General features: G+C 63.3%; 12 protein-coding genes. 9 read left to right on the plus strand and 3 right to left on the minus strand.

Features of this window, described 5'->3' with window-relative positions:
- Positions 1-25: 25 nt before the first annotated feature.
- From A6B35_RS27935 to A6B35_RS27960, 6 genes are all read left to right on the plus strand, one after another.
- Complete coding sequence (locus A6B35_RS27935) at positions 26-1,471, plus strand: homospermidine synthase (RefSeq protein ID WP_006199450.1); 1,446 nt, start codon at positions 26-28, stop codon at positions 1,469-1,471.
- A 183-nt stretch (positions 1,472-1,654) separates the two neighbouring features.
- Positions 1,655-2,032 (plus strand): outer membrane lipoprotein Omp10, encoded by a 378-nt coding sequence (omp10, locus tag A6B35_RS27940; RefSeq protein ID WP_006199451.1) that lies wholly within the window; start codon positions 1,655-1,657, stop codon positions 2,030-2,032.
- Positions 2,033-2,280: 248 nt separating this feature from the next.
- On the plus strand, positions 2,281-4,335 hold the full coding sequence (locus tag A6B35_RS27945) for a bifunctional metallophosphatase/5'-nucleotidase (protein ID WP_006199452.1): 2,055 nt from the start codon (positions 2,281-2,283) through the stop codon (positions 4,333-4,335).
- A 163-nt stretch (positions 4,336-4,498) separates the two neighbouring features.
- Positions 4,499-5,563 carry a ferrochelatase gene (hemH, locus tag A6B35_RS27950; RefSeq protein ID WP_006199453.1) on the plus strand — a complete coding sequence of 355 codons (1,065 nt, stop codon included), beginning with the start codon at positions 4,499-4,501 and terminating at the stop codon, positions 5,561-5,563.
- Positions 5,564-5,707: 144 nt separating this feature from the next.
- Entirely contained in the window at positions 5,708-6,658 is a 951-nt protein-coding gene (locus A6B35_RS27955) for an SPFH domain-containing protein (RefSeq protein WP_006199454.1), read from the plus strand.
- Positions 6,659-6,695: 37 nt separating this feature from the next.
- Complete coding sequence (locus tag A6B35_RS27960; protein WP_006199455.1) at positions 6,696-7,160, plus strand: NfeD family protein; 465 nt, start codon at positions 6,696-6,698, stop codon at positions 7,158-7,160.
- 86 nt (positions 7,161-7,246) lie between these two features.
- On the opposite strand, the gene A6B35_RS27965 is transcribed toward A6B35_RS27960, so the two are convergent.
- Positions 7,247-8,248, minus strand: a complete 1,002-nt coding sequence (locus A6B35_RS27965) for a KpsF/GutQ family sugar-phosphate isomerase (RefSeq protein WP_006199456.1) — start codon at positions 8,246-8,248, stop codon at positions 7,247-7,249.
- A 195-nt stretch (positions 8,249-8,443) separates the two neighbouring features.
- Between A6B35_RS27965 and A6B35_RS27970 the strand changes: the two genes are divergently transcribed.
- Entirely contained in the window at positions 8,444-10,225 is a 1,782-nt protein-coding gene (locus A6B35_RS27970) for an outer membrane beta-barrel protein (RefSeq protein WP_040581745.1), read from the plus strand.
- Positions 10,226-10,286: 61 nt separating this feature from the next.
- Here the strand turns inward: A6B35_RS27970 and galU are convergent, their stop codons facing one another.
- The gene (gene galU / locus A6B35_RS27975) at positions 10,287-11,192 is read right to left on the minus strand and encodes a UTP--glucose-1-phosphate uridylyltransferase GalU (protein ID WP_006199459.1); all 906 of its coding nucleotides are present in this window, start codon (positions 11,190-11,192) and stop codon (positions 10,287-10,289) included.
- A gap of 209 nt (positions 11,193-11,401) precedes the next feature.
- Between galU and A6B35_RS27980 the strand changes: the two genes are divergently transcribed.
- Positions 11,402-12,625, plus strand: coding sequence for a lytic murein transglycosylase (locus A6B35_RS27980; protein WP_040581751.1), 1,224 nt, complete (start codon positions 11,402-11,404; stop codon positions 12,623-12,625).
- A gap of 26 nt (positions 12,626-12,651) precedes the next feature.
- Positions 12,652-13,875, plus strand: a complete 1,224-nt coding sequence (locus tag A6B35_RS27985; RefSeq protein WP_006199461.1) for an SGNH/GDSL hydrolase family protein — start codon at positions 12,652-12,654, stop codon at positions 13,873-13,875.
- Here the strand turns inward: A6B35_RS27985 and A6B35_RS27990 are convergent.
- The gene (locus A6B35_RS27990) at positions 13,872-15,326 is read right to left on the minus strand and encodes a glutamate synthase subunit beta (RefSeq protein ID WP_006199462.1); all 1,455 of its coding nucleotides are present in this window, start codon (positions 15,324-15,326) and stop codon (positions 13,872-13,874) included. The genes A6B35_RS27985 and A6B35_RS27990 overlap by 4 nt on opposite strands.
- Positions 15,327-15,404 lie beyond the last annotated feature (78 nt).

Consider the following 15,404-nt stretch of genomic DNA (forward strand, 5'->3'; position numbering starts at 1 on the left):
GTGTACTGAAGGAGTGTTCGATAAAATGGCGAATGAAAACTGGCCCGTTTACGGTGAAATCACCGGCCCGGTCGTTATGGTCGGCTTCGGCTCGATCGGACGGGGAACGCTGCCGCTGATCGAGCGCCATTTCAAGTTCGACAAGTCGCGCATGACGGTCATCGACCCGCGCGACACCGACCGCAAGCTGCTCGACGAGCGCGGCATCGCGTTCGTCCAGGAGGCGGTGACCGAGAAGAATTACAAGAAGCTGCTGACGCCGCTTCTGACCAATGGCGGCGGCCAGGGTTTTTGCGTCAACCTGTCGGTCGACACCGGCTCGGTGGACCTGATGCGGCTCTGCCGCAAGCTCGGCGTGCTCTACATCGACACGGTCGTGGAACCGTGGCTCGGTTTCTATTTCGATGCCAAGGCCGACAATGCCAGCCGCACCAACTACGCGCTGCGCGAAGCGATGATCAAGGAAAAGCACGACAAGCCCGGCGGTGCGACCGCAATCTCGACCTGCGGCGCCAATCCCGGCATGGTCTCCTGGTTCGTCAAGCAGGCACTGCTGAACCTCGCCACCGATCTCGGTCTCGAATTTTCCGAGCCGGCGCAGGACGACCGCGAAGGCTGGGCCAGGCTGATGAAGAAGGCCGGTGTCAAGGGCATCCACGTCGCCGAGCGCGACACCCAGCGCACCAAGAAGCCGAAGCCGATGAACGTGTTCTGGAACACCTGGTCGGTCGAGGGCTTCATCTCGGAAGGCTTGCAGCCCGCCGAGCTTGGCTGGGGCACGCATGAGAAATGGATGCCGAAGAACGGCAAGAAGCACAAGCACGGCTCCAAGGCCGCCATCTATCTGGAACAACCCGGCGCCAACACGCGCGTGCGCTCGTGGTGCCCGACGCCCGGCCCGCAATATGGCTTCCTGGTGACGCATAACGAGGCGATCTCGATCGCCGATTTCTTCACTGTGCGCGGCAAAAAGGGCAAGGTGCAGTACCGCCCGACCTGCCACTATGCCTATCATCCCTGCAATGACGCCGTGCTGTCGCTGCACGAGATGTTCGGCGCCGCCGGCAAGTCGCAACCCGTGCATCACGTGCTTGACGAGAACGAGCTGGTCGACGGCGTCGACGAGCTTGGCGTCCTGCTCTACGGCCACGACAAGAACGCTTACTGGTATGGCTCGCAGCTGTCTCTGGCCGAGGCGCGCAAGCTGGCGCCCTATCAGAACGCCACCGGCATGCAGGTCACGTCGGCGGTGCTCGGCGGCATGGTCTGGGCGCTGGAAAACCCTGAAGCCGGCATCGTCGAGGCCGATGAGATGGACTACAAGCGCTGCCTGGAAGTGCAGTCGCCCTATCTCGGGCCGGTCAAGGGCTACTACACCGACTGGACGCCGCTCGATAACCGCCCGGGGCTTTTCCCCGAGGATCTCGACCACAACGACCCGTGGCAATTCCGCAACATCCTGGTGCGATAGCGGTTCCACCAGCATGTCCGACTGCCTTGCAATCGCCCGGAAATCGGGCGATTGAAGGGATGCGGCTTGGAGCGATGTGCCTCCATTTGGAAAGTACGCTCTAGCACTTTGGATGCACGCATCGTGCTTTCCGAAAATCGCATCGATTTTCGGGCCGATGCTTGAGGAGAGGGTTTTTTGGAAATGACGATTGCGCGCAAAGTTCTTTCTATGGGCGCCGCGGGCGCCCTGGCGACGATGCTTGCCGGCTGCATGACGGGCGGCTCCGAGGCGCCGCCGATGGCGTCTGAACCGAAAGGCGTCGAAGGCTCCTGGATCGATGCCAAAGGCACCGGCTTGTCGACCTTCGCGGCCGGCAGCTTCGCCACCGTCGCGACCGATACCGGCCAGAAGCTCGCCGAAGGCAGCTACACCATGACCGGCGCCACCTCGGTCGAGATCCACGGCACCTCGCTCATCCGCCAGACGCCGGTCAGCTTCAACTGCCTGATGGTCTCCACCAGCCAGCTCAACTGCACCAGCGCGGCCGGGCAGAATTTCGTGCTGACGCGCCGGGCCTAAAGCATTTTTGCAGCCAGGTGAATTCACTTGGCGTCGTATGAAATGCGGCTGAAATGCCGTGGTACGACATCGATACATCCAAAAGACGGCGGCGCGAGCCGCCGTCTTTTTTATGCCGGCAAACATCGTCCTGATTTCCGCTTGCATCGATGAAAACGCGATGTGAACATGATGCAAAAGCTGGCTGTTATGCCCCAGTCAAGCAAGGGCGTTAAATGCCTCTGGTCAGGTTCATCCGGGAGACGAATATGAAGAAGTTTGCCGCCATTGCCGCCCTGTCGGCATCCACGCTTGGCCTGTCGGCCGGCGCATCCTTTGCCGACTACACACTGAACATCCTGCATATCAACGACTGGCACAGCCGCATCGAGGGCAACAACAAATACGAGTCGACCTGTTCGGCCGAAGAGGAGACCAAGGGCGAATGCATCGGCGGTGCCGGCCGCCTGATCACCGCGATCGCGCAGGAGCGCAAGAAGCTGGAAGGCCAGAATGTGCTGCTGCTCAGCGCCGGCGACAATTTCCAGGGCTCGCTGTTCTACACCACCTACAAGGGCAAGGTCGAAGGCGAGTTCCTCAACGAGATGAAATTCGACGCCATGGCGCTCGGCAATCACGAGTTCGACGATGGCGAGGCCGCACTGGCGCCGTTCCTCGACATGATCAAGTTCCCGGTGCTGGGCGCCAATGTGAAGGCCAACGCGCAATCCAAGCTCGGCGACCGCGTCAAGCCATCGATCGTGGTCGAAGTCGGCGGCCAGAAGATCGGCATCATCGGCGCCGTCACCAACGACACGCCGGAACTGGCTACGCCTGGCCCCAACATCACCATCGAGGACGACGTCAAGTCGATCACGGCAGAGGTCGAGAAGCTGAAGGGCGAAGGCGTCAACAAGATCATCGCGGTGACCCATATCGGCTACAACCGCGAGCGCGACGTCATCGCCAAGATCCCCGGCATCGACGTGGTGGTCGGCGGCCACAGCCATACGCTTTTGTCGAACACCGATCCGAAGGCGGCAGGCCCCTATCCGACGATGGTCGACAACCCCGACGGCTATAAGGTGCCGGTCGTGCAGGCAGCGTCCTATTCGAAATATCTCGGCGAGTTCAAGGTCGTGTTCGACGACAATGGCGTCGTCAAGGAAGCCAGCGGCGATCCGATCTTTCTCGACAAGTCGATCACGCCCGATCCCGCCGTGCTCGCCCGCATCAAGGAGCTCGGCGCGCCGATCGAGGAACTGAAGAACAAGGAGGTGGCCGAGACCACCAAGCCGATCGACGGCAGCCGCGAGAACTGCCGCACCCGCGAGTGCGAGATGGGCAATCTCGTCTCCGACGCCATCCTCGACCGCGTCAAGAGCCAGGGCGTCGAGATCGTCATCTCGAACGGCGGCGGCCTGCGCGCCTCGATCGACCAGGGCACCGTGACCATGGGCGAAGTGCTGACCGTGCTGCCGTTCCAGAACACGCTGGCGACATTCAAGATCTCGGGCAAGGATCTCGTGGCCGGGCTGGAAAGCGGTCTCAGCCAGATCGAGGACGGCGCCGGGCGCTTCCCGCAGGTCGCCGGTCTGAAATATTCCTTCGACAAGTCGGTCGCGCCCAATGCCGGACGCGTCAAGTCGGTCGAGGTGATGGAAGGTGGCGCCTGGACGCCGCTCAATCCCGACAAGGACTATCTGGTCGCCACCAACAACTATGTCCGCCAGGGCGGTGACGGTTACAAGGTGTTCGCCGAAAAGGCCCAGAACGCCTATGACTACGGTCCGGGCCTGGAGCAGGTGGTGGCCGACTATCTTGGCGCGCACCGGCCCTATACGCCCAAGCTCGACGGCCGCATCACCGAGATCGCCGCGACCGTTGCGGCGGCTCCCGCGGCAGAGCCTGCCAAGCCAGCCGCACCGGCTCCGGCAGCGGAACCGGCAAAGCCCGCAGAAGCAGCTCCCGCCGAGCCGGCGATGCCAGCCTTGCCGGACAACTCTGGCGACATCGCCACGACCCCGCCGACGGTTCCGGCCGAAACTGCTCCTGCGGCGCCCGCACCGGCGGAGCCTGCCAAACCCGCCGAAGCCGCACCCGCGACACCGGCCCCGGGCACGGAACCTGCCAAACCGGCAGAGGCAGCCGCGCCAGCCGAAGCCGGCCATGTCATCGTTGCCGGCGACACCTACTGGGACCTGGCCAAGAAAGCCTATGGCGACGGCACCAAGTGGAAGGCGATTTCCGAAGCCAACAAGGGCTACGAGCCACGCCGGCTGCCGCTCGGTGCGACCCTGACCATTCCGCCTGCGGCGAAGTAGTCCTTTCGCAGAAACGCACAACACCCGCCTGGGACACCAGGCGGGTGTTCTGCTTTCAGGCGGGAACAAGCTAAGGTGCGGCCAGACGCAGCATTGAAAACCGGCGCGGCATCGTTAGTTTCGCCGCGACACCGCCGGTCTGGCACAGTGTCCGGAGACATCTATGACGCTTTCCAGCCCCGCCGATCCTAAAGCCGCGAAGGCGCTTGGCCCGCCGCCGGCGGATCATGCGCCGCTCAAGGCGGGAAAGATCGGGGTCATGCTGATCAATCTCGGCACGCCCGACGGCACCGACTTCAAGCCGATGTGGCGCTATTTGAGGGAATTCCTCTCCGATCCGCGGGTGATCGAGTTGAATAAGGCGATCTGGTACCCGATCCTCTATGGTCTGGTCCTCACCACCAGGCCGAAGAAATCGGGCGCCAATTACGCCAGGATCTGGAACCGGGAGAAGAACGAGTCGCCGCTGCGCACCTACACCCGCGCCCAGGCTGAGAAGCTTGGCCAAGCGCTCGGTGACCTGCCCGAAATCGTCGTCGACTGGGCGATGCGCTACGGCAATCCCTCGACGGCGAGCGTCGCCCAAAGGTTAGTCGAGCAAGGCTGCGACCGCATCCTGTCCTTCCCGCTCTATCCGCAATATTCGGCAACGACGACGGCGACCGCCAACGACCAGCTGTTTCGCGCCCTGATGAAGATGCGCGCGGCACCCGCGATCCGCAGCGTGCCGCCCTACTATGCCGAACCTGTCTATATCGACGCGCTCGCCCGTTCGATCGAACGGCATCTGGCGACCCTCGACTTCGAGCCGGAGGTGGTCATCACCTCCTATCACGGCATCCCGAAGCCCTATTCAGACAAGGGCGATCCCTATCAGGCCCATTGCCTGGAGACGACACGGCTGCTGCGCCAAAAGCTCGGCTGGAGCGACGACAGACTGATCACCACCTTCCAGTCGCGCTTCGGCGCGCAGGAATGGCTGCAGCCCTACACCGACAAGACGGTGGAGAAACTCGGGCATGACGGCGTGAAGTCGATCGCCATCGTCAATCCGGGCTTTTCCGTCGACTGCATCGAGACGCTGGACGAGATCGGCCGCGAGGCCGCCGAAACCTTCCATCACGCCGGTGGCGAGAAATTCGCCCACATCCCCTGTCTCAACGACAGCGCTGAGGGCATGGCCGTGATCGAGGCGATGGTGCGGCGCGAGCTGGCGGGTTGGGTCTGAAGTGGCCCGTCGGCCGCTATGAAAAAGTCTATGCACTAATAATCCGCGATCACCTGATTGTAACGTTATTGAAACATACATAAGTCTTTGGTGAAGTCGGTTGCATGGAATCAACGCCATGGCCGGCATCTGAGGGAGATTTAAATGGACTTCAGTGGTTTCGGTATTGCGATTGGTGCGCTTGCCTTTCTGGTGTTGGTGCTTCTTATCAAAGGCATCAGGACAATCCCGCAAGGCTACAATTATACGGTGGAGCGTTTTGGCCGTTACACCAAGACACTGAGCCCCGGCCTTAACCTGATCGTCCCGTTCGTCGACCGCATCGGCGCCAAGATGAACATGATGGAGCAGGTGCTCGACGTTCCGAGCCAGGAAATCATCACCCGCGACAACGCCATCGTTGGCGTCGACGGCATCGCCTTCTACCAAATCCTCAATGCGGCGCAGGCCGCCTACCAAGTCTCTGGACTTGAAAATGCCATCCTGAACCTGACGATGACCAACATCCGTACCGTCATGGGTTCGATGGACCTCGACGAATTGCTGTCGAACCGCGACGCCATCAACGAGCGCCTGCTGCGCGTCGTCGACGAGGCGGCGCATCCGTGGGGCATCAAGATCACCCGCGTCGAGATCAAGGACATCAATCCGCCGGCCAACCTCATCGAATCGATGGGTCGGCAGATGACCGCCGAGCGCAACAAGCGCGCTCAGATTCTGGCCGCCGAAGGCCTCAAGCAGTCGCAAATCCTCGAAGCCGAAGGCCGCAAGGAAGCCGCCTTCCGCGACGCCGAGGCGCGCGAACGCTCGGCCGAGGCCGAAGCGCGCGCTACGCAGGTCGTCTCCGAGGCCATCTCCAAGGGTGACGTACAGGCGCTCAACTACTTCGTAGCGCTGAAATACACCGAGGCGATGGGCAAGATCGGCACCGCCACCAACAGCAAGGTCGTGCTGATGCCGATGGAAGCCTCGTCGCTGATCGGCTCGCTGGGCGGCATTGGCGAAATCGCCAAAGAGGTGTTTCGCAGCGAAGGCACTGCCGGCGCTGCGCGGCAGGCTGCCCGGCCTCCGGTGGTTCGCCCAAGCGATAACTGAGATCAGGCGACAACTGAGATCATAGGAGCATACTCCCATGTTCGAACGCATCATTTCTGAACTTGGTCCGTGGAACTGGATGGTTCTGGGCTTCGTCCTCCTGGTGATGGAGGTCATCGCGCCAGGCATCTTCATGCTGTGGATCGGCATCGCCGCGCTGCTGATCGGCCTGGTTTCCCTGCTCATCTGGGATGCAAGCTTCTGGACCTGGGAAGTCCAGGTCCTCGCCTTCCTGGCGCTGTCGCTGGTCTCGGCCTTCGTCGGCAAGAAGCTGGTTGGCGGGCGTCATGACTCGACCGACCAGCCACTGCTCAACCGCCGCGGCGCGCAGATGGTCGGCAAGATGGCTACCCTTGCCGAACCGATCAAGGACGGGCGCGGCCGCATCAAGCTCGGCGACACGCTGTGGCGCGTCTCGGGTCCCGACCTGCCGGCCGGCACACAGGTGCGCGTCGTCAGTTCGGCCGACACCGATCTGGAACTGACGGTCGAGGCTGTCTGATCGCCCGAAAGCGCGCAGCGCTTTCGGAACAGAAAATCAGGGCGCGTCGCGTAGGGCTTCCCGAACGTGACGCTCCTTGAATTCTTTCAGGCTGCGCCGATGCGCAGCAGATCGTGGAGATGGACCAGTCCCACCGGACGCCCGCCCTCGACCACCATCAGGCTGGTGATGGCCGAAGTGTTGATGGTCTGCAGCGCCGTCGCCACCAGCGTGTCCGGGCTCGCCGTTTTTGGCTGCCTGGTCATCACCTGGTCGACGCTCATCGCCAAAAGGTCGTTGGCGATATGGCGGCGGATATCGCCGTCGGTGATGATGCCTATCAGCGCGCCATCCACGGCCGTAATCGCCACGCAGCCAAACCCCTTGCGCGACAATTCGAGGATCGCATCCTGCATTCCGGTCCCCGTCGGCACCAGAGGCAGCCTGTCGCCGACATGCATGATCTCGCGGATCTGCGTCAGGTTGGCGCCGAGCTGGCCGCCGGGATGGAAGGTGCGGAAATGATCCGGCGTGAAGCCGCGCGCCTCGAGCAGCGCGATGGCCAGCGCATCGCCCATGATCAGCTGAAGCAGCGTAGACGTCGTCGGCGCAAGACCGTGCGGACAGGCTTCCGGCGCCGGCGGCAAAATCAGCACCACATCGGCCGCGCGCGCCAGCGCTGAGGTGGCGCCGGAGGTGATGGCGATCAGCGGGATCGAAAAGCGCCGGGAATAGGCGACGATCCCCATCAATTCCTTACTCTCGCCGGACCATGACATGGCGATGATGGCATCGTCCTTGGCGATCATGCCGAGATCGCCATGATTGGCCTCGGCCGGATGGACGAAGAAGGCGGGCGTGCCGGTCGAGGCAAGCGTCGCGGCGATCTTCGAACCGATATGACCGCTCTTGCCGACGCCGGTGACGATGACGCGGCCATCGATCCGCGAGACGATGGCGACGGCCCGCGCGAACGGCTCGGCCAGTCCGTCTTCGAGCGCCGCGGCAAGTGCCGCGACACCGGCCTGCTCGGTCGCCACCGTTCTCAGCGCCGAATCGATCGCGGCCTGCCTGTCCGGCTGCTTCTTTTCTGGGGACCCCGCATGCATGCCGATGCGATTAGCGCTTTGCCGCACGCCTGTCCAACAGAAATGGCTGTTAGCGTCCGGGTATCGGACCGCGCGGACTTCGAAATCGTGCCACCAGACCGTGCTGGACGCCACCGCCTCAACCCTCCGTTAACCATCCCCATTTACGGTTCGGTAAGTATGGCGCGCGCATGCGCCGCGCAAGCAGTGGTGACGATGTCGCGGGCCCAGCCTGAAACGAAACGAGGTCTCAGGGACAAAACCGTCAGCACCTTGCTGCTGGCGGCCAGTGTCCTGGCTTTGCTGCGTCCGATACCGCTTTACGCTCAGGAAACCGAGCTGCGCGGCGAGGTTTCGGAATCGGCGATCCTGGCCGACCAGCAGCGCAGGGCCAGGCAGTTGGGTATGGCCAGCTCCCAGGACCAGCAGGCACCGACGAACGCAGCCGCAACGGACGACGCGCCGGCGGACACCTACCAGCCGGCCAGCCCCGGCGCGGTGCCCGACGACACCGACGCGACAGGCGCAACCAGCATTTTCGATCAGCCCGCTGCCACCGACGACACATCGGCCGACGAGGCGGCTCCGGTCAGGCCCCGCCGGCTCTCGACCGCAAGACAGCGTGCCGCCGACCAGGACAAGGCCAAGGACGCCAAGGCCAAGGCCGCCGACAAGAAGAAGGCGAAAAAGACCACCGACGCGACTGCAAGCGCAGCCGGCACGGACGACACCGAGACCACCGACGCCGACCAGGACACGGCCAACCGCCGCGCCGTCACCGTCGACAGCGCCGACAGGCAGAAGCTCGATCCCGGCGCCGAACGCACCGGTTCCATCGAAGGACAGGACAAGAAACCCGAGGACGACCCCTTCGCCGCGACCGGCATCAAGGTCGGTTCCTTCCTCTTCAGGCCAACGCTGGAGCAGGGCCTGACGTCGTCGTCCAACGCCGATTCCAGCAGCGGCGGCACGCCGGCGCTGCTTTCGGAAACTGCGCTGCGTTTTTCCGCCGCCTCCGACTGGCGCGAGAATTCGGCCTTCATCAACGGCTATGGCATCTTTCGCAAGACCGTGTCCGGCGACGAGATCTCCGACGCGCAAGGGCGGATCGAGGGAACGCTAAACGTCGATCTCGACAACGAGCTGCGCGCCATCGCCAAGCTCGGTTACGAAGCCGTGCCGGAATCGGCCTCCTCGCCGGACGCCATTGCCGGGGTCTCCTCGCAGCCGCTGCGCCAGACCGTCAACGGCAGCCTCGGTATCGAGAAGGATGTCGGCAAGATGCGCTACACGCTGACCGGCGCGGTGACGCACGACTTCTACGGCGACGCCGATCTTTCAGACGGCACATCGCTGTCGCAGAAGGACCGCGACTCCACCCTCTACACCGCGACCTTGCGCACCGGTTACGAAATCTCTCCGGCGCTCATCCCGTTCACTGAGGTCGAGGTCGGGCGCAGGGACTATGATCTGCGCTCAGACAGCAATGGGTTCGAACGCTCCTCGACGCGGCTTGGCGCGCGCGCCGGCCTTGAGATCGACATGGGAGACAAGCTTGCCGGCGAATTCTCGGCGGGCTGGCTGCGGGAGGCGATCGACGACAATAGCCTGGAAGCGATTTCAGGCCCGACAGTGAATGCCGATCTCAAATGGTCGCCCGAGCGCGGCACCACGATCGGACTGACCGGCCAGACCACCATCGAGGACACCACGACCGCCGCCCAAAGCGGCGACATCCTCTATTCCGGCCGGCTCACCGGCGAGCGGCAGATCCGAGCCAATCTGACGGCGAACGCGGCACTCGGCGTCGACTGGCGCGACTATGTCGGCATCGATGGTCATGACCTGGTGCTGAGCGCCGAGAGCAGCCTGACATGGTGGCTGAACCGCTATGCCGGCCTCACCACCCGGGTCAGGACTGAGAAACTGACCAGCAACCTGCCCGGCCGCGACTACACCGCCAACAGCATCTTCCTTGGCGTGAAGGTGCAGCGGTAGCGCCAGAAATGGCTGGGAAGCCGGCCGTTCGCAGGCGGCATCACTTGAACACCTGCATGCGCTAGAGGGCGGCGCCGCGGCGCTCGGAGGGCTTCATCTCATCGAGCAGCGTGCGTATGACACCGCGCATGTTTTCGTTCATGTCGTTACGCCACAGGGCGAACGCGACATTGGCTTCGACGAAGCCTTCCGGCGAACCGCAATCGAAGGTGCGGCCCTGATAGTGGTAGCCGTAGAAGGGTTGCTGCTTTTCAAGCTTCAGCATCCCGTCGGTAAGCTGGATCTCGTTGCCGGCGCCGCGCTCCTGGCTTTCGAGGATTCCGAATATCTCCGGCTGCAGGATATAGCGGCCGTTGATGAACAGGTTGGACGGCGCGGTGCCCGTCTTCGGCTTCTCGACCATGCCGGTGATGCGGAAGCCGTGATGCGTATCCTCGCCGCGGCCGACGATGCCGTATTTGTGCGCCTCGGCCGGATCGCATTCCTGCACCGCGATGATGTTGTTGCCGGTCTCGGCATAGAGTTCGACCATGTCCTTCATGCAGCTCTTTTCCGACTGCATGATCATGTCGGGCAAAAGCAGCGCGAAGGGCTCGTCGCCGACCAGCTCACGCGCGCACCAGACGGCATGGCCAAGCCCCATCGGCACCTGCTGGCGGGTGAAGCTGGTCTGGCCGGGCGCCGGCTGCAGCCGCTGCAGGCGGGCGAGCTGGTCGTCCTTGCCGCGCTGCGCAAGCGTGTCGTAGAGCTCGAACTGGACGTCGAAATGATCCTCGATGACCGCCTTGTTGCGGCCGGTGACGAAGATGAAGTGCTCGATCCCCGCATCGCGCGCCTCGTCCACGACATACTGGATGACCGGCCTGTCGACGACCGTCAGCATTTCCTTCGGGATGGCCTTGGTGGCCGGGAGGAACCGCGTGCCGAGGCCGGCGACCGGGAAGACTGCCTTGCGAACTCTCTTCATGCTGTCAATTATCCGTTTGAGGGCCCGCTCCGCAATCCCGTTCTGAGACATTTTCGCGCCGGAATCGAGACGCATACAAGAGCAGGACCAAACATTGCAGTGCGTAAAGCATCGAGGCGTCTTTTCGTTCCCGACCCCACCTATGGTAAACTAAATGCTAACCGGGTTCGGCGATGAATGATCTTCCTGATATGACGAAGGAGGAAAAGATGTCCGTTCGCAGCACCGCAAAGCGCCTGGCAAGCGCCGTGACGGCGGCCAGCCTCTCGCTTGCCCTGCTGATGCCCGCTGGGCCCGCTTTCGCCGATGCCGGGTTTCGGCAATGGGTTGCCAGCTTCCGCGCCACGGCGGTGCAGAGCGGCGTTTCCGGGGCGCTTTACGACCAGGCCTTCAAGAACATCAACGATATCGACTCGGTGGTGCTGGAGAAGGCCCGCACCCAGCCCGAATTCACCGCTCCCGCCTGGGACTATTTCGACAACCGCGTCCATGACCAGTCGGTCGCCGTCGGCCAGCAGATGGCCAGGAAATGGAAGCCTTGGCTGGACAGGATCGAGGCCAGATTTGGCGTCGACCGCAACATTTTGCTCGCCATCTGGTCGATGGAATCGAATTATGGCGAGATCCTCAAGCGCGACGACATCATGCGCAATGTCATCCGGTCGCTGGCGACGCTCGGCTATGCCGACCCGAGGCGATCGAAGTTCGCCCGCACCCAGCTGATCGCGGCACTGAAGATCCTGCAGAGGGGCGATATCGACGAAAGCCATCTCAGCGGCTCCTGGGCCGGCGCGATGGGCCACACCCAGTTCATCCCGACCAGCTATCAGGCCTATGCGGTCGACATGGACGGCAATGGCAAGCGCGACATCTGGAATTCGATTCCAGACGCTCTGGCGACCGCCGCCAACCTGCTCAGGAAGAACGGCTGGCAGGCCGGCAAAACCTGGGGCTATGAGGTCACCTTGCCGGCCGGCAAACTTCCCGGCGGCTCCAAGACGCTGGCGCAATGGCAGGCGCTCGGCGTTGTCAGGGCCAGCGGCAAGCCTTTCAAGAACGGCTCCGACAAGGCGACTTTGAAGGTGCCGGATGGCCGTGGCGGGCCAGCCTTCCTGATGGTCAAGAATTTCTCGGTCATCAAGGCCTACAACAACGCCGACAAGTACGCGCTCGCCGTCGGCCTTCTTGCCGACGAAATCGCCGGCTATGGCGGTTTGGTGCAGGATTGGAAACGGCCTTTCACCAAGCTCACCTTCGAGGAAAGGCAGGAGCTTCAGCAACGGCTTTCCGAGCATGGCTACTATAACGGTAAGTTCGACGGCAAGATCGGTGACGGATCGAAAGCTGCCATCCTGGCCTTCCAGGCAAAGACCGGCTTGACCCAGGACGGCTATCCAAGCATGGAAGTGCTCAAATCGCTCCGGCAAAAGTAGAGCTGACTTAGAAACGGGGGGAATACTTGGTTTCGGTTGCGCGTATCCGGGTGATCCTTCGCCGCATGCCGATCCTGATTCTGGCGATCGCCGTCCTGGCTGTCGCGGCGGCCAGTGCCTTTCACACGCCGGCCCTGGCGCAGGAACAGCAAAATCGCGGCTGGTCTCTGCGCGATCTCCTGTTTCCGCGCCGCAGCGAGCGGGTCGAACCACCGCTCGACATCCAGAAGGCAAGGCCGAAGTCCAAGGCGAAAAAATCCCGGCCCCGCCTTCCGGCCGAACCGGCGACGCCGATCGTGGAAAAGACGCCGGATGCCCGCGTCGTCCTGGTGGTCGGCGATTTCATGGCGGCGGGTCTCGCCGAAGGTCTGGATACCGCCTTTGCCGAGAATCCCGGCGTCAGGATTGTCGCGCGCAGCAACGGCTCATCCGGTTTCGTGCGCGACGATTTCTACAATTGGCCGGAACAGATCAAATCGCTGATCGAGACCGAAAGGCCCGTGGCCGTGGTCGTCATGCTCGGCTCCAACGATCGCCAGCAGATGAAGGTCGCCGACGTGCGCGAGCAGCCGCGATCGGAGAACTGGACCAAGGAATATGAACGCCGGACCGATGCATTCGGCAGCGCCATCGCCGCCGCCAAGGTGCCGTTCCTGTGGGTCGGCATGCCGGCGTTCCGGGTCTCGAAAATGACCTCCGACATGCTGGCCTTCAACGACATCTACCACTCGGCGGCGCAAAAGCATGGCGGCGAATTCGTCGATGTCTGGGACGGCTTCGTCGACGAGAACGGCGCCTTCGTCACCAGCGGCCCCGACATCAACGGCCAGCCGGTGCGCCTGCGCTCCGACGACGGCATCAACGTGTCGAAGGCCGGCAAGCGCAAGCTCGCCTTCTATACGGAAAAGCCGCTGATGAAGATCCTTGGCATCACCACGCCGGGAGGCGCGGTGACAGCCTCCGCCCCCGCTGGCGCACCGGTGGAAGCACCGGCGCCGGCTGCCGCTCCGATCGTGGTCGACCGCACCCCGCCAATGCTGCTTGGCGATCCGGCGCTCGACGGCGGCTCCGAACTTCTCGGCGCCGCGCCGCCTGTAAAGGGCAACCCGAATTTGCCCGGCGAAAAACTCGTCATCGAAGGCAAGGCGCACGATGCTTCGCCTGGCCGCGCCGATGATTTCTCCTCGCCGCCGAAAACCCAGCCCGCCACTGCCGCCGTGACCGACAAGACGACGGCAATCACTCCTTAGCGGGGCAGAACGCTCGATCCCATGAGCGCCTCGTCGATCGAACGCGCCGCCTGGCGGCCTTCGCGAATAGCCCAGACCACCAGTGACTGGCCACGGCGCACATCGCCCGCTGCGTAGAGCCTGTCGACGCTGGTCCTGTAATCGAGGTCATTGGCCTCGACATTCCTGGAACGCCTGCTGTCGGTGGCGATCTTCATCTGCCCGTCGAGTTCCGTGACCACGCCAGCGGCTGCAGGCCCGGCAAAGCCGATGGCGATGAAGGCGAGGTCGGCACGGATGACGAATTCGGTGCCGGCGATCGGCTTGCGCTTGTCGTCGACCTCGCAGCACCTGACGCCGGTCAGCTGACCCTCTTCGCCGATGAATTCGAGTGTCGCCACCTGGAATTCGCGCTCCGCACCCTCGGCCTGGGACGACGAGGTCCGCATCTTGGTCGCCCAATAGGGCCAGACCGCGAGCTTGTCTTCCTTCTCCGGCGGCTGCGGCCGGATGTCGAGCTGGGTGACGCGGACCGCGCCCTGCCGAAAAGCGGTGCCGACGCAGTCGGAGGCGGTGTCGCCGCCGCCGACGACCACGACATGCTGGCCGCTGGCGATGATCGGATGCGAAGGCCAGGCCACCGACTGGATCGGCTCGCCGCCGACGCGCTTGTTCTGCTGCACCAGGTAAGGCATCGCATCGTAGACGCCGCCGAGATCGTCGCCGGGGATGCTGGCGGCGCGCGGCGTTTCCGAACCGCCGCAATAGAGTACCGCATCGTACTCGGCGAGCAGTTCGGCCACGGGCTTGTCGACGCCGACATTGACGCCGCAATGGAAGGTCACGCCCTCCCCCTGCATCTGCTCGATGCGCCGGTCGATATAGTGCTTCTCGATCTTGAAGTCGGGAATGCCGTAGCGCATCAGCCCGCCCGGGCGGCTTTCGCGCTCATAGACATGCACGTCGTGACCGGCGCGGCCGAGCTGCTGCGCGGCCGCCATGCCGGCCGGCCCCGAGCCGATGACGGCGACGTGCTTGCCGGTCTTCTTCTCCGGCGGATAGGGCCGGATGTGACCGGTCTCGTAGGCCTTGTCGGCGATCGCCTGCTCGACGGTCTTGATGGCGACCGGAATGTCCTCGAGGTTCAGCGTGCAGGCTTCCTCGCAGGGTGCCGGACAGATGCGGCCGGTGAACTCCGGGAAATTGTTGGTCGAATGCAGGTTGCGGATCGCATTGTCCCAGTCGCCATTGTAGACGAGGTCGTTCCAGTCCGGGATCTGGTTGTGGATCGGACAGCCGGTCGGCCCGTGGCAGAACGGAATGCCGCAATCCATACAGCGCGCAGCCTGTTTCTCGACCTCCTTGTCCGACATCGGCAGCGTGAATTCGCGGAAATGCCGGATGCGGTCGGAGGCCGGCTGGTACTTGTGCACCTGCCGGTCGATCTCGAGAAAGCCTGTTACCTTGCCCATAGTCCAGTCCCTGCTGTCCGAAGGCACGCTCGTTGGCGCACCCGTTAACCTCATAAGGCAGCCATGGCAACCTTCAGT

It is taken from the genome of Mesorhizobium amorphae CCNWGS0123 (genome assembly GCF_001686985.1).
GTDB lineage: Bacteria > Pseudomonadota > Alphaproteobacteria > Rhizobiales > Rhizobiaceae > Mesorhizobium > Mesorhizobium amorphae.

Bases quoted from the DNA above. Each gene is read 5' to 3' on its own strand.
- A6B35_RS27935 (WP_006199450.1), top strand. From the start codon at position 26: ATGGCGAATGAAAACTGGCCCGTTTACGGTGAAATCACCGGCCCGGTC.
- omp10 (WP_006199451.1), top strand. From the start codon at position 1,655: ATGACGATTGCGCGCAAAGTTCTTTCTATGGGCGCCGCGGGCGCCCTG.
- A6B35_RS27945 (WP_006199452.1), top strand. From the start codon at position 2,281: ATGAAGAAGTTTGCCGCCATTGCCGCCCTGTCGGCATCCACGCTTGGC.
- hemH (WP_006199453.1), top strand. From the start codon at position 4,499: ATGACGCTTTCCAGCCCCGCCGATCCTAAAGCCGCGAAGGCGCTTGGC.
- A6B35_RS27955 (WP_006199454.1), top strand. From the start codon at position 5,708: ATGGACTTCAGTGGTTTCGGTATTGCGATTGGTGCGCTTGCCTTTCTG.
- A6B35_RS27960 (WP_006199455.1), top strand. From the start codon at position 6,696: ATGTTCGAACGCATCATTTCTGAACTTGGTCCGTGGAACTGGATGGTT.
- A6B35_RS27965 (WP_006199456.1), bottom strand. From the start codon at position 8,248: ATGCATGCGGGGTCCCCAGAAAAGAAGCAGCCGGACAGGCAGGCCGCG.
- A6B35_RS27970 (WP_040581745.1), top strand. From the start codon at position 8,444: ATGTCGCGGGCCCAGCCTGAAACGAAACGAGGTCTCAGGGACAAAACC.
- galU (WP_006199459.1), bottom strand. From the start codon at position 11,192: ATGAAGAGAGTTCGCAAGGCAGTCTTCCCGGTCGCCGGCCTCGGCACG.
- A6B35_RS27980 (WP_040581751.1), top strand. From the start codon at position 11,402: ATGTCCGTTCGCAGCACCGCAAAGCGCCTGGCAAGCGCCGTGACGGCG.
- A6B35_RS27990 (WP_006199462.1), bottom strand. From the start codon at position 15,326: ATGGGCAAGGTAACAGGCTTTCTCGAGATCGACCGGCAGGTGCACAAG.